The sequence below is a fragment of the Paenibacillus tundrae genome (assembly GCF_030812775.1).
Taxonomy (GTDB): Bacteria; Bacillota; Bacilli; order Paenibacillales; family Paenibacillaceae; genus Paenibacillus; species Paenibacillus tundrae_A.
Genome location: NZ_JAUSTI010000006.1, coordinates 70,851 through 93,770 on the forward strand (window position 1 = coordinate 70,851; position 22,920 = coordinate 93,770).

Annotated in this window: 17 protein-coding genes and 2 riboswitches; of the genes, 13 read left to right on the plus strand and 4 right to left on the minus strand. The window is 45.8% G+C overall.

Translation table 11 applies throughout. The features are described from left to right. The first annotated feature begins 69 nt into the window (after positions 1 to 69). Entirely contained in the window at positions 70 to 1,080 is a 1,011-nt protein-coding gene (mgrA, locus tag J2T19_RS12375; protein ID WP_307216069.1) for an L-glyceraldehyde 3-phosphate reductase, read from the plus strand. 268 nt (positions 1,081 to 1,348) lie between these two features. Here mgrA and J2T19_RS12380 read toward each other — a convergent pair whose 3' ends face one another. Then, the gene (locus J2T19_RS12380; protein ID WP_307216071.1) at positions 1,349 to 2,290 is read right to left on the minus strand and encodes an AraC family transcriptional regulator; all 942 of its coding nucleotides are present in this window, start codon (positions 2,288 to 2,290) and stop codon (positions 1,349 to 1,351) included. A gap of 170 nt (positions 2,291 to 2,460) precedes the next feature. Here J2T19_RS12380 and J2T19_RS12385 point away from each other — a divergent pair, with 170 nt between their 5' ends. The 11 genes from J2T19_RS12385 to ptsP all read left to right on the plus strand — a co-directional run bounded on the left by J2T19_RS12385 (position 2,461) and on the right by ptsP (position 16,115). Further along, a complete protein-coding gene (locus J2T19_RS12385) occupies positions 2,461 to 3,642 on the plus strand; it encodes a galactokinase (RefSeq protein WP_307216073.1) in 1,182 nt (393 codons plus the stop codon). 1 nt (position 3,643) lies between these two features. Next, entirely contained in the window at positions 3,644 to 4,633 is a 990-nt protein-coding gene (gene galE / locus J2T19_RS12390) for a UDP-glucose 4-epimerase GalE (RefSeq protein ID WP_307216076.1), read from the plus strand. Between the two features lie 15 nt (positions 4,634 to 4,648). Then, entirely contained in the window at positions 4,649 to 6,247 is a 1,599-nt protein-coding gene (locus tag J2T19_RS12395; protein WP_307216077.1) for a UDP-glucose--hexose-1-phosphate uridylyltransferase, read from the plus strand. A gap of 187 nt (positions 6,248 to 6,434) precedes the next feature. Next, positions 6,435 to 7,007: an MSMEG_1061 family FMN-dependent PPOX-type flavoprotein gene (locus tag J2T19_RS12400; protein ID WP_370874863.1), complete on the plus strand. Its 573-nt coding sequence runs from the start codon at positions 6,435 to 6,437 to the stop codon at positions 7,005 to 7,007. Between the two features lie 93 nt (positions 7,008 to 7,100). Then, the gene (locus tag J2T19_RS12405) at positions 7,101 to 8,264 is read left to right on the plus strand and encodes an iron-containing alcohol dehydrogenase (protein WP_307216079.1); all 1,164 of its coding nucleotides are present in this window, start codon (positions 7,101 to 7,103) and stop codon (positions 8,262 to 8,264) included. A 288-nt stretch (positions 8,265 to 8,552) separates the two neighbouring features. Beyond that, positions 8,553 to 9,089, plus strand: a complete 537-nt coding sequence (locus tag J2T19_RS12410; RefSeq protein ID WP_307216081.1) for an NfeD family membrane protein — start codon at positions 8,553 to 8,555, stop codon at positions 9,087 to 9,089. Between the two features lie 55 nt (positions 9,090 to 9,144). Beyond that, complete coding sequence (floT, locus tag J2T19_RS12415; protein WP_307216083.1) at positions 9,145 to 10,692, plus strand: flotillin lipid rafts scaffold protein FloT; 1,548 nt, start codon at positions 9,145 to 9,147, stop codon at positions 10,690 to 10,692. A 166-nt stretch (positions 10,693 to 10,858) separates the two neighbouring features. Beyond that, on the plus strand, positions 10,859 to 11,713 hold the full coding sequence (gene glcT / locus J2T19_RS12420; protein ID WP_056701312.1) for a glucose PTS transporter transcription antiterminator GlcT: 855 nt from the start codon (positions 10,859 to 10,861) through the stop codon (positions 11,711 to 11,713). Between the two features lie 287 nt (positions 11,714 to 12,000). Beyond that, a complete protein-coding gene (ptsG, locus tag J2T19_RS12425) occupies positions 12,001 to 14,055 on the plus strand; it encodes a glucose-specific PTS transporter subunit IIBC (protein ID WP_307216085.1) in 2,055 nt (684 codons plus the stop codon). 79 nt (positions 14,056 to 14,134) lie between these two features. Then, on the plus strand, positions 14,135 to 14,410 hold the full coding sequence (locus tag J2T19_RS12430; protein ID WP_036617010.1) for an HPr family phosphocarrier protein: 276 nt from the start codon (positions 14,135 to 14,137) through the stop codon (positions 14,408 to 14,410). After that, positions 14,403 to 16,115 (plus strand): phosphoenolpyruvate--protein phosphotransferase, encoded by a 1,713-nt coding sequence (gene ptsP / locus J2T19_RS12435; protein ID WP_307216514.1) that lies wholly within the window; start codon positions 14,403 to 14,405, stop codon positions 16,113 to 16,115. The genes J2T19_RS12430 and ptsP overlap by 8 nt, the downstream gene beginning before the upstream one ends. A gap of 1,368 nt (positions 16,116 to 17,483) precedes the next feature. Here the strand turns inward: ptsP and gcvPB are convergent. The 3 genes from gcvPB to gcvT all read right to left on the minus strand — a co-directional run bounded on the left by gcvPB (position 17,484) and on the right by gcvT (position 21,534). Continuing rightward, positions 17,484 to 18,968 carry an aminomethyl-transferring glycine dehydrogenase subunit GcvPB gene (gcvPB, locus tag J2T19_RS12440; protein WP_307216516.1) on the minus strand — a complete coding sequence of 495 codons (1,485 nt, stop codon included), beginning with the start codon at positions 18,966 to 18,968 and terminating at the stop codon, positions 17,484 to 17,486. Positions 18,969 to 19,045: 77 nt separating this feature from the next. Continuing rightward, entirely contained in the window at positions 19,046 to 20,401 is a 1,356-nt protein-coding gene (gene gcvPA / locus J2T19_RS12445) for an aminomethyl-transferring glycine dehydrogenase subunit GcvPA (RefSeq protein ID WP_307216087.1), read from the minus strand. Continuing rightward, complete coding sequence (gcvT, locus tag J2T19_RS12450) at positions 20,398 to 21,534, minus strand: glycine cleavage system aminomethyltransferase GcvT (RefSeq protein WP_307216089.1); 1,137 nt, start codon at positions 21,532 to 21,534, stop codon at positions 20,398 to 20,400. The genes gcvPA and gcvT overlap by 4 nt, the downstream gene beginning before the upstream one ends. 244 nt (positions 21,535 to 21,778) lie before the next feature. Continuing rightward, positions 21,779 to 21,877: riboswitch (glycine riboswitch) on the minus strand. 3 nt (positions 21,878 to 21,880) lie between these two features. Then, positions 21,881 to 22,004: riboswitch (glycine riboswitch) on the minus strand. A gap of 340 nt (positions 22,005 to 22,344) precedes the next feature. Between gcvT and gcvH the strand changes: the two genes are divergently transcribed. Beyond that, positions 22,345 to 22,737 carry a glycine cleavage system protein GcvH gene (gene gcvH / locus J2T19_RS12455; RefSeq protein WP_307216091.1) on the plus strand — a complete coding sequence of 131 codons (393 nt, stop codon included), beginning with the start codon at positions 22,345 to 22,347 and terminating at the stop codon, positions 22,735 to 22,737. Positions 22,738 to 22,920: the final 183 nt, after the last annotated feature.

The following is a 22,920-nucleotide window of genomic DNA, read 5'->3' on the forward strand; positions in this document are numbered from 1 at the left end:
AAATAACCGCACGCTCCGGTATGGTGCCGGATGAATAGAAGCGGAATCTGGGGAAAGAAGGGATTCAATATGGTCTACGTGGCCAGCGATACACGCTACGAGGTAATGAAATATAATCGAGTTGGACGTTCCGGATTGAAACTGCCGGCTATTTCACTTGGACTTTGGCATAATTTCGGTGGTATTAATAATGCAGAGAATGGACGTAACATGATTACGCGTTCATTTGATCTAGGTATTACACACTTTGACCTTGCCAATAATTATGGACCTCCAGCTGGATCAGCAGAGCAATTGTTTGGACAGGTGCTGGCACAGGATCTGAAGCCCTATCGAGACGAGCTTATCATCTCCACCAAGGCTGGGTATTATATGTGGCCTGGGCCTTATGGCGAATGGGGCTCCCGCAAAAATCTCGTATCTAGTCTGAATCAGAGTCTGAAACGAATGGGACTTGATTATGTCGATATATTCTATTCCCATCGCTATGATCCGGAAACACCACTGGAAGAAACGATGATGGCTCTTGACCATATCGTGCGTTCGGGTAAAGCCCTCTATGTAGGGATCTCGAATTACCCTGCAGAACAGACTAAGCAAGCTGCAGGAATTCTCAAGGAACTAGGGACACCGCTTTTGATTCATCAACCTAAATATTCGATGTTGGATCGTTGGATTGAAGATGGGTTACAGGATGTCCTGGAGGAATATGGTGCGGGTAGTATCGCCTTTTGTCCACTTGCTCAAGGGTTGCTCACGAACAAGTACCTGAATGGTATTCCTGAGGATTCTCGTGCAAAAGGACCATCTGTATTTCTAAATGAAAATAACATCTCGCCAGAGACGCTGCGAAAAGTTCGTGCGCTTAATCAAATTGCGGCTGCACGTGGTCAGAGTCTGGCTCAGTTCGCACTCGCTTGGGTGCTGCGGAATGGCAAAGTGACTTCTGCATTGATCGGTGCAAGTCGCCCTGCTCAGATTGAGGAGAATGTGGCAGCGCTAAGCCAACTGGATTTCTCTACGGAGGAATTGGAGCGCATTGAATCCATCCTTCGTCCTGAGCATGGTGATAAGCAATAAGCTCGCTCTTTCTATGCATTCCTAATAGAGTTTATTCCAAAAGTAAGCTTTTGAACCATGTACTTCATAGAAATTTGGAGACCGAAGTTATGCTTGAAATAAATGAAGTGAAAAAGGTGCATCTTAGCCATATCGGCGTGGATGCACCTTTTTTTGGATTATAAAATGTATACGTGTTCAGCGGAGCTGAACAAATTCAATTAGCGCAAGAAAAACCACAACTAAACGCGGTCAGTCTTCTGTGAAAGTACAACGTTAAGCATTTTTCTTATGTTTTCTTGGCTCCGTTACTTCTCGAGAGTATGTTCTCCCTGTATAGACTAGGGGCTTCACCGTGAAATCGTTTGAACTGCTTGGAGAAGTAAAGCGCATCCGCGATCCCTACAGAGTCAGAGATCTGTTCAATCGATAGGTCTGGTCGTTCGCGCAGTAACTGCCGCGATTTATCGATGCGTAGCTTGAGTAGATACGTTACCGGAGTTAAGCCGGTTTCTTGTTTGAATATACGCGATAGATAGGCGCGATTATAACCTAGACTGGCTGACATCTGTTCAATGGAGACCGGATAGGCATACTGGGTCGACATGTATTGGATCATTTGTTTAACGGTTCTGCGAATTGAAGATTCACCTGGAATTAAAGTTTGAACCTCAGCAAGGTGATTTTGCGCTTCAGCGAGAATCATATACAGTGTGCCCAGAGAGGTGAAATGAGAGCTTTCTTTGCGCTGAGCAAAAGCCTCCTGCATGACAGACAGCCAGTCTGCAATACCGCATGCTGTCCCAGCATGAAACACAGATTTCTCCGGGCGAAATCCAGCTGCTTCTGTATGCTGGCTCGCTTGAGTTCCCGTATAGGCAATCCAGCGATATTGCCATGGATTACGAGCATGAGATTGGTAGCTAACCAATTGACCAGGATGAATAAGGAAGCAGTCTCCTGCGGCTAACTCGTATGAATGCAGTTCTGTACGGAATGTACCGGCACCCTTCTCTACATAATGTAATAGGTAATAATCGTACAATTTTGGCCCAAGGGCGTGTCCTGGTAATGTCTGACTTGCTCCTGCAAACAGGACATGTAGTGCGCCTCTTTCATAATATACGGGATTGGAGGCCACCGAATAACTAAGAGCACCACTTTTGCCCGACGTCTCTTGTAGCTTCGTGTTTGGCGGGTTTGGGGTCTGCTCCGATCGGGACTCAGTCATGAGTACAAGCCTTCTTTCTATCTACATTAAGAATGTGTTATTTGCTCCATTATACGTGTTAAGGTCACATTTATCCATATGAAACACACATGGTTGCATTTCAAGAGGTATCGCTTTCTTATATAATAACATTAAGAAAACCTACAACATTGAGATGAGGTGCAGCAGCGGTGAACATAAATGAATTGAAACAAAAGTTTATCGATAAATACGGAGAAAGTGGAGCGGACATCCGTGTATTTCATGCCCCTGGTCGTGTGAATCTGATCGGTGAGCATATCGATTACAACGGCGGATATGTACTTCCGGCAGCACTTGAATTTGGTACAACATTGGTTATTCGGGAGCGAGAGGACAACAAGCTGCAACTGGCCTCCACGAACATGTCCTACGAAGGAACGTTGACCACTTCTTCTGTTGGAGAAGAGAAAACAGGTGAATGGACGGACTATCCTGTTGGTGTCATGGTTGAGCTTGCAGGCAAAGGTGTGAAGGTAACGAAAGGGTACGACTTCCTATTCCACGGCGAAATTCCAAATGGTGCAGGACTTTCATCGTCTGCTTCATTGGAAGTTCTCACTGGATATGCGATCCAATCATTAGAAGGCGTGTCCGAAATCGATACGGTGCAGTTAGCACTGCTGTCACAGAAGGCGGAGAATGAATTTGTTGGCGTCAACTGCGGAATTATGGATCAGTTTGCTGTTGCCAACGGTGCAGAGGATCATGCGATTCTGCTGATGTGTGATACCCTTGAATACGAGAAGGTGCCTTTCCGTACAGGTTCCTATAAACTGATTATTGGTAACACGAACAAACGTCGTGGTTTGGTGGATTCGGCTTATAATGAACGTCGTTCCCAATGCGAGCAGGCACTTGCCATTTTGAAGGAACAGCTGCCTGCACTGAATTACCTGGCGCAATTGACGCCAGAGCAGTTCGTAACACTTCAAGATCAGATTACAGATGAGAAAGTGAGACAGCGTGCACAACACGTCGTCGAAGAAAATGCACGTGTATTGGCTTCGGTAGAAGCTTTGCGCGAGAACGACCTCGTAACCTTTGGTAAACTGATGAATGCTTCTCATGAATCGCTTCGTTCTTTGTATGAAGTAAGCTGTGAAGAACTGGATGTTATGGTGGAAGAAGCTCAGCGAATTCCAGGTACACTTGGTGCTCGAATGACAGGTGCAGGATTCGGCGGTTGTACAGTATCTCTGGTGCATGAAGATGATGTAGAGCGTTTTGTTAGTGAAGTTGGGGCAGCGTATGAAGCACGTACGAGCCTCAAAGGTGAGTTTTATGTGTGCGGAGTAGGCGACGGTGTTAAAGAATTGAAGGAGGCGAAGTAAAATGGCAATTTTGGTGACAGGTGGAGCAGGATATATTGGTTCGCATACGGTAGCGGCTTTGTTGGAACGTGGTGAAGAGGTTGTTGTTCTGGATAACTTGCAAACAGGGCATCGCGAAGCATTACTCGGTGGTACATTGTATGAAGGAGATCTTCGTGACAAAGCGATTCTGAAAAAGCTGTTCGCAGAGAACTCGATTGACGCAGTTATTCACTTTGCAGCAAGCTCGCTGGTAGGCGAGAGTATGACAGCTCCGGTTAAATACTATGACAACAATGTCTTCGGTACACTGTGCTTGCTGGAAGCAATGAACGAAGCGAATGTGCGTAAGATTGTGTTCTCCTCTACGGCAGCAACTTATGGTGAGCCTGAGAAGGTGCCTATTGAAGAGAGCGACCGTACAGAACCAACCAGTGTATACGGTGAAACGAAGCTCATGATGGAGCGCATGATGTCTTGGTTCGATAAAGTACAGGATATCAAGTATGTATCCCTGCGTTACTTCAATGCAGCCGGCGCTCATGACAGCGGCAAAATCGGTGAAGATCACCAGCCGGAAAGTCACTTGATCCCACTCGTGTTGCAAACAGCACTGAAACAACGTTCACATATCGCTGTGTTTGGTGACGATTATGACACTGAGGACGGAACATGTATCCGTGACTACATTCACGTGAGTGATCTTGCAGATGCACATTTGCGGGCTGTAGATTACCTTCGTAAAGGCGAGAGCAGCAACGTGTTTAACCTTGGTAACGGCACAGGATTCTCAGTTAAACAAGTCATCGATACAGCTAAGAAAGTAACTGGATTGGATATTCCGGTTGTAGAAGAGCCGCGTCGTGCAGGTGATCCAGCAGTTCTGGTTGCTTCGTCTGCTAAAGCAAGATCCGTACTGGGCTGGAACCCAACACGTACCAACCTGGAAGATGTTATTCAGAGCGCTTGGGGCTGGCACCAATCTCACCCTAATGGCTACGGGAAAAATTAGGAGGCGAATACCCATATGTCACAGACTCATAATGCAGCAGGTGCCACAGAGCGGACACCCGAGCAGCAGGAAGCACTGCATGCCATTGAACGTCTGGTTGCATTTGCTCTGCACAACAAGCTGATTGAAGAAGCAGATTGGGATTATAGCCGTAATCTCTTGCTGGAACAGTTCGGATTCTCGGAACCTTATGCTGGAGTATTAGATAATACTGTACCCGATGGTCCACAGGCCATGTTGGATACATTGATTGATTATGGATTCACCATTGGTCTTATCCCTGAAAATACAGATACGTACCGTGATTTGTTAGATGCTAAAATTATGGGCCATCTTATGGCTCGTCCATCAGAGGTCGTTCGTGCTTTCCGTCATACGGAGCAGGCCGAAGGCATTGAGGCAGCAACCAAGCAGTTTTACGAGCTGTCGATTCACTCTAACTATATCCGGATGGATCGGATCGCGAAGAACGTTTACTGGACACAGGATACGGCTTACGGCGATATGGAGATTACTATCAATCTTTCGAAACCGGAGAAAAGTCCGAAAGAAATCGCAATGGCAAAATTACTGCCACCACCGGTCTATCCGAAATGTCAGTTGTGTCGTGAAAATGTAGGTTATGCGGGTCGGGTGAACCATCCCGCTCGTCAAAACCTGCGTGTGATTCCGTTGGAGCTGAACGGTGAGCCTTGGTTGTTCCAATACTCGCCATATGTGTACTACAACGAGCACTGCATTATTTTCCATCATGATCATGTACCGATGAAACTAACCAAAGACACGCTACGCAGACTGCTCGCTTTTGTTGGGGAGTACCCACATTACTTTATCGGCTCTAACGCGGATCTACCGATCGTAGGCGGCTCAATCCTAACGCATGATCACTTCCAAGGTGGACGTCATACGTTTGCGATCCAAAATGCACAGCCTGAGGCAGTCTTCCGCCATGCGAATGCACCTGGACTTACGCTGAGTCTCGTGAAATGGCCGATGTCTGTTATGCGATTGGCTTCCCACGACCCAGCAGAGCTGCTTGAAGCAGGTAATGCTGTGTATGAAGCTTGGAAGGTCTACAGTGATTCTACAGTGGATATTGAAGCATTCAGCGATGTGGACGGAGAACAGGTACCACATAACACGGTAACACCGATTGTTCGTCGTAGTGCAGACGGTGGTTATGAGATGGATCTTGTTCTACGTAACAACCGGACGAATGATGTGCATCCTGAAGGGATTTTCCACCCGCATCGTGAGATGCATCACCTGAAGAAGGAGAACATCGGACTCATTGAAGTCATGGGTCTTGCGATTCTGCCAGGGCGTCTGAAAGAAGAGTTGGACGGGATTGCTAATATTTTGGCAGGAGACAACGAGCTGGCCGAGGCGGCACAGGCTGTGGATCATGATTTGAACAAGCATCTACGCTGGACGGAAGAATTGAAGCAGAGCCACGGTGCTAACCTAACCAAAGAGGAAGCCGTTACGCTTGTGCAGCAACAAGTTGGTTTGAAATTTGCTGAGATTCTAGAACATGCAGGTGTGTACAAACATGATGAAGCTGGACGTCAGGCGTTCCGTCGATTTGTAACTAGCATGGGTTATACCGAATAACTTAGATATTTCTTTCTTAGGAAAATAAATATCTATGAAATCCAAAGCACCCGCTCAATCAGGAGCGAGTGCTTTTGGTGTTTGCTGATCGTTTGGAATGGGATTCTCACCCATGTATAATGGGAAGAAGTGTGTAGGATCACAATGACTATGAAGAAACGGGGACGAATAATTGGAGAAGCAGGCATTGAATATTCCGTTGCTTACAGATGCAAACGAATTGCAAAGCATGGTGGGGGAACCGCATGAACATGTACGTAATAAGGCAATCTCCTATGTAGATTCGCATGTTCAGAATTTTGTATCCATGTCACCCTTGTTTTTCTTATCTACGTCCGATCAAGATGGGAACAGTGATGTATCTCCCCGGGGAGATCAAGCAGGATTTGTGAGAGTGTTAGATCCATATCGTTTAGTCTATCCTGAAAGGCCAGGTAATCGCCGTATTGACTCATTAATTAACATATTATCTAACCCAGGAGTGGGCATGCTTTTCTTGATTCCGGGTATGAACGAAGTGCTGCGCATCAATGGGACAGCCTCCATTACCAAAGATGCAGAATTTATCGAGAGTATGAATTGGAACGGTAAAACGATTGGTGCGGCTGTTATTGTCGACGTGGAAGAATGCTTTATCCATTGTCCACGTGCCTTTAAACAGGCAGGCTTATGGGATTCCGAAACTTGGACACCATCTGAGGATTTGCCTTCCTCCACTGAAATGTTCCGAGCGCATTTGCAGATTAACGGATTGTTATAAAGTTAGCATCTATAGATTTGTTTTTCTAGATATGGGGTACTATAATGGGAGTTGCGTTACAAATATAAATCTCCAATGGAGGCGATATAGATCATGAGATCTTTTCAATTTTATAATCCAACCCGCTTGATTTTCGGTAAAGGACAACTAGAAGCGTTGAAGACGGAAGTTCCGAAATACGGCAAACGGGTTTTGCTTGTATATGGTGGCGGTAGCATCAAACGTAGTGGCTTGTATGATCAAGTCATCGGCTTGCTGGGCGAAATTGGCGCAGAAGTAACTGAACTGGCAGGCGTAGAGCCTAACCCACGTCTTTCGACAGTTCACAAAGGGGTAGACCTCTGCAAAACGAATAACATTGACCTCGTACTGGCTGTTGGTGGCGGTAGTGTACTCGACTGTGCCAAAGCAATCGCTGTTGGTGCGAAGTATGATGGCGATATGTGGGACTTTGCACAGCGTAAAGCTGTAGCACAAGATGCTCTCCCGCTTGGTACAGTGTTGACGATGGCAGCTACAGGTTCCGAGATGAACTCCGGTTCCGTTATTACGAATCAAGATACACAGGAGAAATTAGGATGGGGTAGTGCGCATTCATTCCCAGCATTCTCAATCCTTGATCCAGTTAATACATACACGGTGCCTCGTGATCAAACGGTCTATGGCATGGTTGATATGATGTCGCACGTGCTTGAGCACTATTTCCATCTAGATGCCAATACACCGGTACAGCTCGGATTCTGTGAGACCATTCTTCGTACAGTAATGGATGCAGCACCTCGCCTTGTTGATGATCTGGAGAATTACGAGCTACGTGAAACGATCCTGTACTGCGGAACGATGGCTTTGAACGGCGTTCTTAACATGGGTCTTGCAGGTGACTGGGCAACACATAACATTGAGCACGCGGTATCCGCTGTGTATGATATCCCACATGGTGGCGGACTCGCAATCCTGTTCCCGCACTGGATGAAACATAACCTAAATGTGAAAGTGGATCGTTTCAAACGCCTGGCTATTAATGTGTTCGATGTGAACCCTGAAGGTAAATCGGACAGACAGGTAGCTGAAGAAGGCATTGAAGCACTGAGCCAATTCTGGACGTCCATTGGAGCGCCTAACCGTTTGGCTGATTATGATATCGATGACAGCCAAATCGATGTAATGGCCGATAAAGCAATGTTGTTTGGTCCATTCGGTAATTTCAAAAAGCTACAACGTGAAGATGTTGTATCCATCTACAAAGCTTCTCTGTAATTGTAATTGAACAGGGAATACATGCATAACGATCTATAATTAACCGCAGGTTTCCTTCGAGGAGACTTGCGTTTTTTTTATGTAATTTACATGTGTGAGATGGGATGCCTAAGCTTGAATGAGCATTGTAAAGCATGAGTTGAAGAACATGATGATAATACCCATTATCGGCTTCTGAATACATTTGAGGAAACATTTTGAAACATTTTGCCGATTCGTACGTATTTATTTACATGTGGAATGCCTAGTTAGGATTGAGATTGCGACAGAGGAGAGGAGGAACGGGGAATGGAGTCAATCTATTGGGGCTGTCTCATCGGCGGTGCCATATTTGCGGTCGTGAGTCTTGTGCTAGGTGACTTAATTGATGGCTTGCTGGATGGAGCCTTCGAGTTACCTGGTGTTGATTTTTTCAAACCCGTTGTGTTGGCTGGTTCCATTACAGCTTTTGGCGGGGCAGGCATTATGCTGACACGTTATAGCTCGGTAAGTGCGATGACGGGTCTAATATTATCCCTGCTAATAGGTATTACTGCAGCTATGCTGGTATTTTTTGCATATATCAAACCGATGCGCAATAGCGATGTCTCTATTGGATTCTCCATGAAGGATCTATCAGGCAAAATTGGAGAAATTACGATTCCGGTGCCGGAAAAAGGATTTGGTGAAGTAATGATCCGTTTCGCCTCTGGCAGTACAATTCAAACGGCATCCAGTTTTGAACATCGTCCCATTGCGGCGGGAGCACGTGTTGTTATTATTGATGTAGTAGATGGTGTGTTACGAGTGTCGGAATGGGAAGATGATGTACTTAAAGATGTGTAAGTAAAAACAGTAGTACGATGAAGCATTCATCAATGATTAAAGGGAGAGATGTGGAATGGATTTGAATTGGGAATTATTGTCGATTCCGGTTATTGTGGTTGGTGTAATTTTGATTCTGGGTTTGGCGTTCTGGGCAAGATACAAAACGGTCGGACCAGACGAAGCGATGATCGTTACGGGTTCATTCCTGGGTAGCAAGAATATTTCTGAGGATGAGTCAGGTCGAAAGATTAAAATCGTTCGTGGTGGCGGTGCATTTATTCTGCCTGTATTCCAGCAATCCGAGTTTATCTCATTGTTGTCTCACAAGCTGGATGTCTCCACACCAGAGGTTTACACCGAGCAGGGTGTACCGGTTATTGCAGACGGTGTCGCGATCATCAAAGTTGGAGGCGCTGTAGAAGACGTTGCTACCGCAGCTGAGCAATTCATTGGTAAACCAGTAGAATCGCTTAGAGGCGAAGCACAGGAAGTATTAGAGGGGCATTTGCGGGCGATCCTCGGTACAATGACGGTAGAAGAAGTATACCGGAACCGTGATCGGTTTGCACAAGAAGTTCAAGGCGTAGCGGCAAGAGATCTGAAGAAGATGGGTCTACAGATTGTTTCATTTACCATCAAAGATGTTCGAGATAAGCAAGGTTATTTGGATGCCCTCGGTAAACCAAGAATTGCTGCCGTTAAGCGTGATGCTGAGATTGCAGAAGCCGAAGCAATGCGGGATGCTCGTATTCAGAAGGCAAATGCGGAGGAACAAGGGCAAAAGGCAGAATTGCTACGTGATACCAATATCGCTGAAGCTGCGAAGGAAAAGGAACTGAAAGTTGCGGCATTTAAGCGTGATCAGGATACAGCCAAAGCGGAAGCCGATCAGGCGTATCATATTCATGAAGCACGTGCTAGACAGACGGTAGTAGAAGAGCAGATGAAAGTTGAATTGGTTCGTAAAGAACGCGAAATTGACTTGCAGGAGAAAGAGATTACCGTTCGTGAGAAGCAATATGATGCTGAAGTGAAGAAAAAAGCAGAAGCAGATCGTTACGCTGTAGAGCAGGCTGCCGAAGCAGACAAAGCGAAAAGAATGCGCGAAGCGGATGCGGTGCAATACTCGATTGAGACTCAAGCGAAGGCAACTGCAGAACAGAAACGTCTCGAAGGTCAGGCTATGGCAGATGCAGAGCGTGCTAAAGGTACAGCGGATGCTGAAGTTATCCGTCTGCGTGGTCTTGCCGAAGCAGAAGCAAAAGAGAAGCTGGCTGAGGCATTCCAAAAGTTCGGCGAAGCAGCCGTGCTCGATATCATTGTCAAAATGCTGCCTGAACTGGCTGGCAAAATTGCAGAGCCAATCTCATCCATTGATAAATTGACAGTGGTAGATACTGGTAAAGGCGAAGGAGCAACGCGTGTTAGTAACTATGTAACTGAACTGATGGCAACAGCACCAGAGATGCTCAAAAGTGTGTCCGGAATTGATGTTGAACAGTTGATTAAAGGTCTTACCAAAACCAAAACAGCTGCACCAGTTGCTGTACAACAGAGCGAATCTGCAATGACTCCGTCCATCGTAGATAAAATTGTGGAAAAAACGAGAGCTGACGAGTAAGTATTACAAGCATTGTCAGTGGTAAGCTCTATTGACCTTGAGGCGAATTTTTGTTACTTTTTAAGCAAGACGTCCGGCGCGGTTTGCCCGCTCCGGATGTCTTTTCGTTCGTAACAGGGTGTGACTTTATCATGCCCAAGATGGTGTGAAAAAAGAGGTGCAAACAATGAGCAGCCTGCATGTAGATAAAGCGCTAAATAATAATGTAATCATTGCACAGCATCCTGAACATGGGGAAGTCGTCGTCATCGGTAAAGGCATCGGCTTTAACCGCAAAACAAGTGACAATATCCCACTTATGGCTGTGGAGAAAATGTTTATTTTGAAGAACCAGCAGGAGCAGGAGCAGTATAAGCAGCTTCTTCCACAAGTGGATGAAGCGTTGATCGAGATTATTAACGAAGTCATTACGTATATTGCTGAACGTACGGATGTTCCATTAAATGAGCATATCCATATTGCATTAACTGATCATATTTCTTTTGCATTGAAGCGAAAGGAACAGGGAATCGTCATTCAGAATCCATTTTTATATGAAACGCGCGAGATCTATCCGGAAGAATATCGTATGGGTGAATACGCTGTTCGTTTGATAAAAGAGAAGCTGGGCGTCGATTTAGGGATGGATGAGATTGGGTTTATTGCCCTTCATATCTATAGTGCTATGACGAACCAGAATATCTCCCAAGTACGAGAGCATTCTCAACTAATAACGGATCTGGTGAGCCTTGTCTCGAAGCAGTTGGACTATTCGTTTGAAACGGAATCGCTGGATTATTCACGTTTATTAACTCATCTGCGTTTTGCTCTAGAGCGTGTTCGTCGTGGAGACAAAGTCGAGGAGCTTCATAAATTGGATTCTCTTTTGAAATTGGAATACCCTGAAATGTACTCGCTTGCATGGAAGCTAACAAAAGTAATGGAGAAGAGGCTGAATCTGCCTGTGTATCCAGCTGAGGTGGGATATCTTACTATTCATCTTCAACGGTTGTATCAGAGGAAAGAAGAAGAGAAGAAGTGATATATTTCCACATGTGGAATGGTTTTTAGGAAATTTCCTGTAAAGGCTTGCACTGCAATTGAAGTGATGCTACAATGGTTTCCGTAATCAAGCAACTGAATAAACATAAGCGACGTGTTACTGACTCGATCAGGCATGAGTTATTAAAGTGTGATTGTTCTTACCTTAACCCGGGTATGCTATACCCGAAAAGGTTAGTTCGATTCCTTTATTAATTCATGCTTTTTTTGTGTCCCCTTGCTTGCATCACGACATACTAACAGAGAACGAAAGGGAGTAACAACGCGATGTTCAAAAAGCTTTTTGGTGTTCTGCAAAGAGTTGGTAAAGCGCTAATGCTACCTGTAGCGATCTTGCCTGCGGCAGGATTACTCTTAGGCATTGGTAACATGCTGGTCAATCCAGACTTTTTGCAATACGTTACGGCGCTAGATACTCCTTGGGTGAACTCGATCGCAACGATTATGATGAATGCGGGTCAGATCGTATTTGATAATCTTGCACTGCTGTTCGCCGTCGGTGTAGCCGTAGGATTAGCTGGTGGTGAAGGTGTAGCTGGACTTGCAGCGATCATTGGTTATCTGGTCATGAACGTGACACTAGGTACAGCTGTAGGTGTTACGCCAGCCATGATTGGGGAAGTGCCTGGGTATGCGAGTATACTAGGTATCCCTACATTAAGTACCGGCGTGTTCGGAGGTATTATCATAGGTATTACCGCCGCACTATGCTACAATCGGTTTTTCAAAATTGAGTTGCCGTCTTATCTAGGTTTCTTCGCAGGCAAACGTTTTGTTCCGATTATCACTTCAGTCGTTTCCCTCATCATTGGGTTACTTCTGGTGATTGTCTGGCCTCCAATTCAAAATGGACTGAATGCTGTATCTCATTTCATGGTAGATACAAGTCCAACATTGTCGGCCTTCATCTTCGGTGTAGTTGAACGGTCATTGATTCCGTTTGGCTTGCATCACATTTTCTACTCACCATTCTGGTTTGAGTTCGGGGAATATGTGAATAAAGCTGGAGATGTTATTCGAGGAGATCAGCAAATTTTCTTCAACCAGCTTCGTGATGGTGCCGCGATTACGGCGGGAACCTTCCAAGTAGGTAAATTCCCGTTCATGATGTTCGGTTTGCCCGCAGCGGCACTTGCGATGTACCATGAAGCAAGACCGGAGCACAAAAAGTACGTAGCAGGCATCATGGGTTCGGCGGCGCTGACCTCATTCCTGACAGGGATCACAGAACCACTAGAGTTCTCTTTCTTGTTTGTAGCGCCAGTGCTATTCGCAGTACACTGTATTTTTGCAGGTTTGTCATTCATGACCATGCAAATTCTTGGTGTTAAGATTGGAATGACCTTCTCCGGTGGGTTCATCGATTTTCTGATCTTCGGGATTATTCCGAATCGTACACCATGGTGGGACGTTATTATCGTTGGTTTGATTCTTGCGGTGATCTACTACATCGGTTTCCGATTGATTATTCGCAAATTCAATCTCAAGACGCCAGGACGTGAAGAAGCAACCATGGAAACAAAAGTAGGCGGGGGTACGGGCTCGACAGACGACCTACCGCACAATATTCTTGCTGCATTCGGTGGGCAACAAAACATCAAACATCTGGATGCATGTATTACTCGTTTGCGGATTGAAGTCAACGAGAAATCGAATGTAAATAAAGACCGTTTGAAGCAATTGGGTGCATCTGGCGTGCTAGAAGTGGGTAATAATGTACAGGCCATCTTCGGTACACGTTCAGATACAATTAAATCTCAAATGCAAGACATCATCGCAGGACGTACACCTGCACCAACTCCGGTAGCTGATGTGACGCCAACGCCAGAGGAAGAAAAGGCGCAAGGAGAGCAAGGTGAACGTATTGTTGCAGAAGATATCGTCATGCCAGTCAATGGTGAGTTACTGGATATTACGAATGTACCTGATCCGGTCTTTGCCGAGAAAATGACAGGTGACGGATTCGCAATTCTGCCACATGACGGAACGATAACATCTCCTGTGTATGGTAAAGTGTTTAATGTATTTCCAAGCAAACATGCCGTAGGTATTATGTCTGACGGTGGTAAGGAAGTGCTTGTTCATATAGGTGTGAACACGGTGAAGTTGAAAGGTCAGGGCTTCAACGTGCTTGTGCAGGAAGGGGACTTGGTATCGGCAGGACAGCCGATTATGGAAGTCGACCTGGAGTATGTGAAAGCAAACGCTCCATCGATTATTTCACCAGTCATTTTCACCAACCTGCCTGAGGGCTCTACAGTCACTCTCAAGAAGAGTGGCGTGTTGAAGATTGGCGATCAGCCAATCATTGAGATAAAATAAGAAGTGTTACGATGATGGCAAGCAAGTGTAAATATATGCAATGCCTAAAAAAACAAATTGCGAAAGTGAGATGATTGTAATGCAACAAACATTCAGAATTACAGACGAAGATGGTATCCACGCACGTCCGGCGACAGCCTTGGTAAATACAGCAAACAAATTCAAAGGTGCAGAATCCTTTGCAGAAGCTAACGGTAAAAAAGTAACTTTGAAATCCATCCTGGGTGTTCTTTCCCTTGGTCTGGAGCAAGGTGACACAATCAGCATTATCGTTGAAGGTGAAGGCGAAGCAGAAGCTCTTCAAGCTTTGACTGATGTTATGGTTAACGAAGGGTTGGGCGAAATTAATGCTTAATGTTTCCGGGATCGCGGCTTCGGCGGGTATTGCTATCGCCAAGGCGTTTATCTTGGAGCATCCTGATTACTCTGTAGAAAAACGCCAAATTAACGACGTTGACGCAGAGATCGCGAAACTCGACTCAGCTCTGGGTAAATCCCAGGCTGAGCTTGAGGCGATCAAAGAGCGTACTTTACAAGAGCTTGGCGAGAAAAAAGCTGAGATTTTTGCTTCGCATTTGCTCATCTTAAATGACCCGGAACTTATTGATCCGGTAAAAGCAAAAATTGCTGATGACATGGTTAATGCAGAATTTGCATTGAATGAAACAGCATCTCAATTTATCTCCATGTTCGAGAACATGAAGAGTGCATATCTTCAAGAACGTGCAGCAGATATGCGTGACGTAACCAAACGTGTGCTAAATCACTTGCTTGGTATCGACTTCATGAGTCCAGCAGAGATCAGTGAAGAAGTGATTGTGCTTGCGGAGGATCTTACACCTTCCGACACGGCGCAATTGAATCGCCAATTCGTTAAAGGTTTTGCAACGAACATTGGTGGACGTACATCTCACTCCGCAATTATGGCGCGCTCGCTTGAAATCCCAGCTGTTGTTGGTACCAAAGACATTCTGGCTCAAGCGAAACAAGGCGATCTGATTATTGTGGACGGTCTGGATGGTCAAGTCTTGGTTAATCCTACAGACGAGGTTGTTGCTGAATACCGCGCCAAACAGGAGCAGTATGACGCACAACGTGCGGAGTGGAGAAAACTGCGTGACGAGCCAACCGTGACTGTGGACAACGTTCATGTGGAACTCGCAGCAAACATTGGTACGCCAAATGATGTTGCTGGCGTTCTAGAGAACGGTGGAGAGGCTGTAGGTCTTTATCGTACGGAGTTCTTGTACATGGGCAGAGACAAGCTTCCTTCCGAGGACATCCAGTATAATGCTTACAAAGCTGTATTGGAAAAAATGGAAGGCAAACCTGTTGTTGTTCGTACACTCGATATCGGTGGAGACAAAGAACTTCCATACCTGGATCTGCCAAAAGAAATGAACCCATTCCTCGGCTTCCGCGCAGTTCGTCTGTGTCTGGATCGCCTGGATATCTTCCGTACCCAATTGCGTGCATTGTTGCGTGCAAGCGTGCATGGTAACTTGCGTGTCATGTTCCCAATGATCGCAACGCTGGGTGAATTCCGTGAAGCAAAAGCTGTCCTGCTCGAAGAGAAGGAGAAACTCGTTGCTGAAGGTATCGCTGTCTCAGACAGCATCCAACTCGGAATCATGGTCGAAATTCCTTCGACTGCAGTTCTAGCGGATCAGTTTGCTAAAGAAGTGGATTTCTTCAGTATCGGAACAAACGATCTGATTCAATACACAATGGCTGCTGACCGTATGAACGAACGTGTATCTTACCTGTATCAACCATATAACCCTGCCATCTTGCGCTTGGTTAAAATGGTCATTGATGCAGCTCACCGTGAAGGAAAATGGGTTGGCATGTGTGGAGAAATGGCGGGAGACGAAACCGCAATCCCATTGTTGCTCGGTCTTGGACTCGATGAGTTCAGCATGAGCGCAACATCCATCCTGCCAGCACGTAGCCAGATCACGAAGTTGTCCCGTGCGGACATGCAAGAATTGGCTGCCAAAGCATTGGATATGCAAACGGCTGAACAAGTCGTTGAATTGGTTCAAAGCATTCAAGCGTAATTTTGCGGAGGTTTCCTCCGGAGCTTAAAGGTCTTCTTTTTCCGATAATGAGCTGCGTTTATGCAGCGATTTTGCCAGTATCCGCTGTTCCAGCGGTTACTGGCTTTTTTTGTTTTGAGCAACATGTGCCGGGATCTACCTAACAGTAGATGCCGGCTTCTTTTGATATAAGCAGGGAAACTATTGAGTCGATTAGCTCATGCTAAGAGCTAGATGCCAAGAGCCGAGTGCAAGTGCTGAGAGCTAGGGTCACTTACTAATGCCGAGGTTCAAGTATAAGTATGTGTAAGTGCCAATAGGCATGATTTAAGATTTAAATGCAAGTTGTAATTCGCAAGTCGCAAGTTCTAAGTGCTAAGCAATGACTTTTAAGTGGTGAGTAGTAGGCACTCAGTTCTAAAGAATCTGAGACGTCTTATTCAGGTGTTTGAAGCGCCCGCAGAAATTTAAAGAACCTGAGACATGTTATATCGGAAAATATAGCCGTTTTTCGATTTATTAGCCGGTGATTTCGAGAAATAACGTGTCTGGTGTTCCTAAAAATTGAAAAAGTAGCCTATAGGCCAAATAAGATGTCCTGGATTCCTTAGAATATCTTCAAAGTCAGTGCTGTCCCTCAGAGGCATTAGCCAGTCTGGAGTTGAGAATCACGACGGATGAGACCATGTGTGAGCCTACGGGCTCAATAAGATGTCAAGTTCATAGAGTATCTCATGGATCAGCGGTGTCGCTTACAGTTATCAGCCAGTGTCTGGAGCTGAAAATCCTACTGGACATCATCACCATGTGAGCCTATAGGCCAATCTAGACACCAGTAATATAGATGCCTTAATTGATCTGAGTACATCTTTTCCTACGTTTAAGACATGTTCTAACAGCATGATGGGGCGGCAATGCCTAGTTTCCGTAAGAAGGTGAAAGTAACGGGGTAGTAACACTAGTATTTGTAAGAAAGTGGAAGTAACTGGACGGGAACACTGGTATCTGTAAGGAGGAAAAAGCAATCGAACAACAACAATGCAATCAGCAAAGAGAAAAGCAACATACAAAAGCTCTTGCAGAAGTACAATCCGCAAGAGCTTTTGTGTGAACAATGATTTGATTAGACACGTTCTATAACTCTGAAAGGAGCAAGTGTAATAAAACTTTTCGTTCCAACAGAGCAGATTGTGCCCAAGTTACGTTCCAACCAAGTTATGTTCCGACCGAGGAATTCCACAGGCGAAACGACTACGCAAGAGGTAGTAACACAGATGCAGTATAACAGAAAGTAAGCGGAAAATCAGAGATGAGGCAGCAAAAAGGCAACGAAAAGGCAGTGAAAATGCCCTTAAGTCTGATTTGCCCTCAAATAAGATTCAAAATGTCCTAACTGCAAGCGCAGTTTAATACAGGTTTACGAGCCGCGGTTGTTTCGTCCAGACGAGTTACTGGTGTGCCGTAAGGGGCGTTAAGCACCAATTCAGGTGTTTCTTCTGCTTCCTTCGCAATGCGGATCATTGTATCAATGAATCCATCGAGTGTTTCTTTGCTTTCGGTCTCGGTAGGCTCAATCATAATGCATTCCTCCACATTAAGTGGGAAATAGACCGTTGGCGGATGATAGCCAAAATCAAGCAACCGCTTGGCAACGTCCAATGTACGAACACCATATTGCTTCAGTCCACGGCCGGACATCACGAATTCATGTTTACATACACCTGGGTATGGAATTTCGTAATAAGGTGCAAGACGTGCCATCATATAATTCGCATTAAGCACAGCACATTCGGATACACGTCGCAGTCCCTCGGGGCCATATGTGCGCATATAAGCATAAGCACGTACCAAGATGCCGAAGTTGCCATAGTACGCTTTGACACGTCCGATGGATTGGTCGCCTTCATAATCCAGAGCATAGAGGCCTTGATCATTTTTGAGCACCAACGGTTTAGGCAGATAAGGCACGAGGCGGTTTTTCACGCCGACAGGGCCAGCACCAGGGCCGCCGCCACCATGTGGGGTACTCATCGTTTTGTGCAAGTTCAGATGTACGACATCAAAGCCCATGTCTCCCGGACGGGTAATGCCCATAATTGCGTTTGAATTAGCGCCATCATAATACAATAATCCGCCTGCCTCATGCACAATTGAAGCGATCTCCTGGATATCCTTCTCGAATAGACCAAGCGTATTTGGATTCGTAAGCATTAATGCAGCCGTATCGTTGCCCACTGCCCCGCGAAGTGCATCAAGGTCAACAAGGCCATCCGCTCGGGAAGGAATGGTTACCGTCTCGAACCCAGCAACCGTTGCACTGGCTGGATTGGTTCCATGGGATGAATCAGGCACGATTACTTTGGTACGCACTTCACCACGACTTTCATGGTATGCCCGAATCATCATAAGCCCCGTCCATTCGCCATGTGCGCCTGCAGCTGGTTGTAAAGTTACGGCATCCATGCCAGTCAGGCCAGCAAGATCCTTTTGTAGTGTGTATAACAGCTCAAGAGCACCTTGAATACTGGACTCATGCTGATAGGGGTGGATTTTGGCGAATCCATTGTAGCGTGCAACATCCTCATTAATTTTGGGGTTGTATTTCATCGTACAGGAGCCGAGTGGGTAAAATCCATTATCTACTCCGAAGTTACGGCGGGATAGAGCTGTATAGTGACGAATGACATCGACTTCAAATACTTCAGGTAACGCAGCTGCCTCTGACCGTAGCATTTCCCGGGGAATCAAAGTTCCGGGATCTTGGCGAGGCACATCACATTCCGGTAGGGAATAAGCCACACGTCCAGGGCTGCTAAGTTCAAATATGAGAGTCTGTTCAGGAACAGGAGATGCTGTTGAAGCAGTATTCTTCAATTCGGTTTCGGTGTTCACCGGCGATACAGTAGCAGGCGCTGACTCGGTTTGCCCTAGTAATGTTTTTGTTTCTTGGCTCACAACGATCCCTCCAATGCTCGTGCGAATTCGTCAATTTCTTCTTTGGTGCGTCGCTCCGTAACTGCGATTAACATATGTCCAGCAAGCTCGGGATACTCCCGGCTGAGTTCGTAGCCACCGATAAAACCTTTTTCAAGCAATGCTAGTTGCAGGGAATCAACGTTTGTTCCTTCAGGCAATTGAATGACGAACTCGTTAAACGTTGGCGCGTTGAAGGTTGCTTTTACACCAGGTATAGCTTTGAACACTTCGAGTGCATAATGACTTTTCTGCAAATTGAGATCGGCTACATCGATCATGCCCTGTCTTCCCAATGTGGACATGTACACGGATGCGCTGAGTGCAAGCAAGGCTTGGTTGGAACAAATGTTAGACGTCGCCTTTTCCCGGCGGATATGTTGTTCGCGTGCCTGAAGCGTTAGTACGAAGCCGCGTTTGCCATTACGATCAGTCGTCTGACCTACGATTCGACCAGGAATACGGCGCATATGAGCCTGTGATACAGCAAAATATCCACATGTTGGCCCGCCCAGTGACGCGGCAATTCCCAAAGGTTGAGCGTCGCCGACAACAATGTCAGCACCAAGCTTGCCAGGAGCCTCTAGCAGTCCAAGTGAAATTGGATTAGCACTGACAACAAGTAGGCTTTTATGTGCATGAGCAAGGTCAGCTGCTTGTTTGATCGGTTCAATGGCACCGAAGAAGTTGGGGCTTTGAATCATGACTGCGGCAGTATCTTCTGAAATAGCAGCTTGTAAGGCATCCCAGTCGGTTACGCCGTTCTGGTACCCGATTTCGACGATATCGAGACTTAGACCATGAGCATAAGCTTTCAATACTTGGCGTGCTTCTGGGTGGACGGTACGGGATACGATCAATTGTTTACGGCGAGTAGCTGCTGCTGCCAAATTCCCGGCTTCTGCAAAAGCTGTCGCACCATCGTACATACTTGCATTGGCCACGGCCATTCCCGTTAATTCGCAAATGTATGATTGAAATTCAAAGATGGCTTGAAGCTCGCCCTGACTAATTTCAGGTTGGTAGGGTGTGTATGCAGTATAGAATTCTGAACGTGAGATTACATGATTAATAACAGAAGGTATATGGTGGTCATAGATGCCCGCACCCAGAAAGCTTGCGTGTGTCTCGAAGTTGGCATTGATTCCAGCTTGTTTGGACATATGACGCGTAAGAGCATATTCATCTAATCGAGAGGATACGGGAAGCTCGCCCTGATAACGAATCTCCTGCGGGATATCTCGGAAGAGATCTTCAATCGTGTCTACACCAACTGTTGCCAGCATAGCGCTCTGATCTTGCTCGGTCATGGGAATGTAACGATGCTTGGTCATGCTTGATCAGCTCCTTGAGTAGGTGTCTTAGGCGTGCGTGTCCGTTTATGAAAAGGGGTCTTTACGACCTCGGCTTTTAGTTTTTTGCCACGAATCTCAATCTCCAGTGGCGTACCTAGCGCAGCATATTTGCTGTCAATGAGGGCTAACCCAAGATTCCGTTTCAGCGTAGGTGATTGTGTGCCTGTCGTTACTTCGCCAATCTGTACACCATCCGCGTAGAGAGGGTAATGGGGACGTGGAATTCCACGCTCCAGCACTTCGATACCGACTAATTTGCGAGCAGGCCCATCATTTTTCTGCTGGGATAAAACGTCGTGTCCGATAAAAGGCCCTGAATTCAGCTTCACAAACATACCAACCCCAGCCTCCAGCGGGGAGATCGTAGGTGATAATTCCTGTCCGTACAAAGGTAATCTTGCTTCAAATCGTAAGGTATCTCGTGCGCCAAGCCCAGCAGGAACTAATCCGTGATCTTCCCCGGCATGCATCAATCCGTTCCACACCGTAGCTGCCTGATCTGCTGCAACATACAGTTCAAAGCCATCTTCGCCAGTATATCCGGTACGAGATAACAGCAATTTTACACCGCAGACTTTCGCATTCTGTGCAAAACGAAACGGCTCAATGGTAGCTACATCGATGTCCGTAACTTTTGTGAGAATATCAACAGACAATGGACCTTGCAGCGCTAGTAGGGCAGTCTGCTCAGAGTCATTTGTCATGGTTACCCCAGGAGCGAGATGTTCTACCAACCATGCCCAATCCTTATCGATGTTGGAGGCATTGACCACTAACATATAATGCTGTTCCTCTAGCTTATACACGAGCAGATCATCCACCACACCACCATCGGGATAACACATCAACGTATATTGTGCCTGGCCGGGAACAAGCGCAGTTACGTCATTGGTGGTCATCTGCTGCAAAAAAGCCTCCGCTTGCTCACCCTGAACGGTGAATTCGCCCATATGGGATACATCAAACAGTCCAGCGCGTTCACGAACAGCCTCGTGTTCCTTCTGGATTCCGCTAAATTGTACAGGCAGCTCCCAGCCGCCAAAGTCAATGCAACGTACACCTTCATACTGCTGATAGAGTGGAAAGAGTGGAGTTCTAAGTAAATCAGACATCGAATCACCTCTTCATTAGCCGTCAAGCGGCTGAATGTGTTGCATATGGATTATCATTGAAAGGACATGATGGTTATTAAAAATGGTATAAGTATGTTGAGTAATGAATATAAGTCTTACTTAAAGCCGTACTTCTGAGATGCGTTATGCCATACGGTTTGGTTCCTGAGTTCATCTTTTTTTGGGAAAAAGGAAAAGGACAGGCCAAAGAACCGGCATGCCAGAAGCACGCTGTATTCTTAGGCTCTGTCCTTGGTACCTGAGAGTTACCCCGCCGCCAATGCAGCAGGTTTCCCCTTGGGTGATCGTAACGCCCTACCGGGCGGGTAGATGCTCTCCAGAGTTGCGTCCCGTAAAAGTCCTTTTGCCTGAGAGATTCACCGCCCGCTTGTCGGGTGGTTTACTCCTTCGGCGTTACCGCATGAACATCCAGATTCGGGTGTTTGGGTAATCTCTCCCTTTACATTCATCCGCGATATTGCACACAACGAAAACAGTTTTACTCCTTCCATTAATACGCGAATTGCATAGTAATGTCAAGAACAATGTCATCCGTTTTCGAATAAATACGAATAATCCTTCTGAAATGTACGTTAATGTTCGGATAAATAAAAAGACTGCGCTTACTATTCCAATAATAACTAGTATATGTAAGTTCGAATTTTGATGAGCTTGTTTTTTGGTAGTAGAATATAAATAAATTGTAAGGTATCTTGACATTTGAATCGGAAATATCATACGCTATGTTCTGGGAAAAAGGAATGGCTGAAGAACGCATGCACTCATTAATGAAAAGCGAGGCGGATATCGATGAGCGAATTGAAAAGTGATTTCCTGTACAGTGAAGAGCACGAATGGGTGCAGACCGTAGGGGAGGATACCGTACGTATTGGTATTACCGAGTTCGCGCAGCATCAGCTGGGTGACATTGTGTTTGTTGAATTGCCTGATCTTGAATCCAGTGTACAAGCCGAAGAGAGCATTGGTACGATTGAATCTGTCAAAACGGTGTCTGATTTGTTTTCACCGGTTAGCGGCTCCATTATTGCGATCAATGATGCATTACAAGATGCACCAGAGCTTGTAAATAGCTCTCCTTATGAAGAAGGTTGGATGATTGAGATCCGTGTGGACGGGGATTTGAGTGCAGCCTTATCTAAGCTCATGAACGCGGACGCTTATCGCAAACATACCGAGGATTAAACTTCGAATGTAATTGAACATACCTATAATAAATATGAGCACCTTTTGTGGAACAAAGTAATTGCCTTTTGGGTGAAGCTTTGAATCACAAAGGTGCTTTTTGTGGTGGTTTGTCGTGCTGAATGAGCATAGAAAGGATATGAATTGCTGATAAATGGATAGGTACTAAGTCCCTATTTTTGG

What these genes read in the sequence shown, in the direction of transcription:
- J2T19_RS12410 (WP_307216081.1), top strand. Translation starts at nt 8,553, where the DNA reads ATGGAGTCAATCTATTGGGGCTGTCTCATCGGCGGTGCCATATTTGCG.
- glcT (WP_056701312.1), top strand. Translation starts at nt 10,859, where the DNA reads ATGAGCAGCCTGCATGTAGATAAAGCGCTAAATAATAATGTAATCATT.
- mgrA (WP_307216069.1), top strand. Translation starts at nt 70, where the DNA reads ATGGTCTACGTGGCCAGCGATACACGCTACGAGGTAATGAAATATAAT.
- ptsG (WP_307216085.1), top strand. Translation starts at nt 12,001, where the DNA reads ATGTTCAAAAAGCTTTTTGGTGTTCTGCAAAGAGTTGGTAAAGCGCTA.
- galE (WP_307216076.1), top strand. Translation starts at nt 3,644, where the DNA reads ATGGCAATTTTGGTGACAGGTGGAGCAGGATATATTGGTTCGCATACG.
- J2T19_RS12430 (WP_036617010.1), top strand. Translation starts at nt 14,135, where the DNA reads ATGCAACAAACATTCAGAATTACAGACGAAGATGGTATCCACGCACGT.
- ptsP (WP_307216514.1), top strand. Translation starts at nt 14,403, where the DNA reads ATGCTTAATGTTTCCGGGATCGCGGCTTCGGCGGGTATTGCTATCGCC.
- J2T19_RS12405 (WP_307216079.1), top strand. Translation starts at nt 7,101, where the DNA reads ATGAGATCTTTTCAATTTTATAATCCAACCCGCTTGATTTTCGGTAAA.
- J2T19_RS12380 (WP_307216071.1), bottom strand. Translation starts at nt 2,290, where the DNA reads ATGACTGAGTCCCGATCGGAGCAGACCCCAAACCCGCCAAACACGAAG.
- gcvT (WP_307216089.1), bottom strand. Translation starts at nt 21,534, where the DNA reads ATGTCTGATTTACTTAGAACTCCACTCTTTCCACTCTATCAGCAGTAT.
- floT (WP_307216083.1), top strand. Translation starts at nt 9,145, where the DNA reads ATGGATTTGAATTGGGAATTATTGTCGATTCCGGTTATTGTGGTTGGT.
- gcvPA (WP_307216087.1), bottom strand. Translation starts at nt 20,401, where the DNA reads ATGACCAAGCATCGTTACATTCCCATGACCGAGCAAGATCAGAGCGCT.
- J2T19_RS12395 (WP_307216077.1), top strand. Translation starts at nt 4,649, where the DNA reads ATGTCACAGACTCATAATGCAGCAGGTGCCACAGAGCGGACACCCGAG.
- gcvH (WP_307216091.1), top strand. Translation starts at nt 22,345, where the DNA reads ATGAGCGAATTGAAAAGTGATTTCCTGTACAGTGAAGAGCACGAATGG.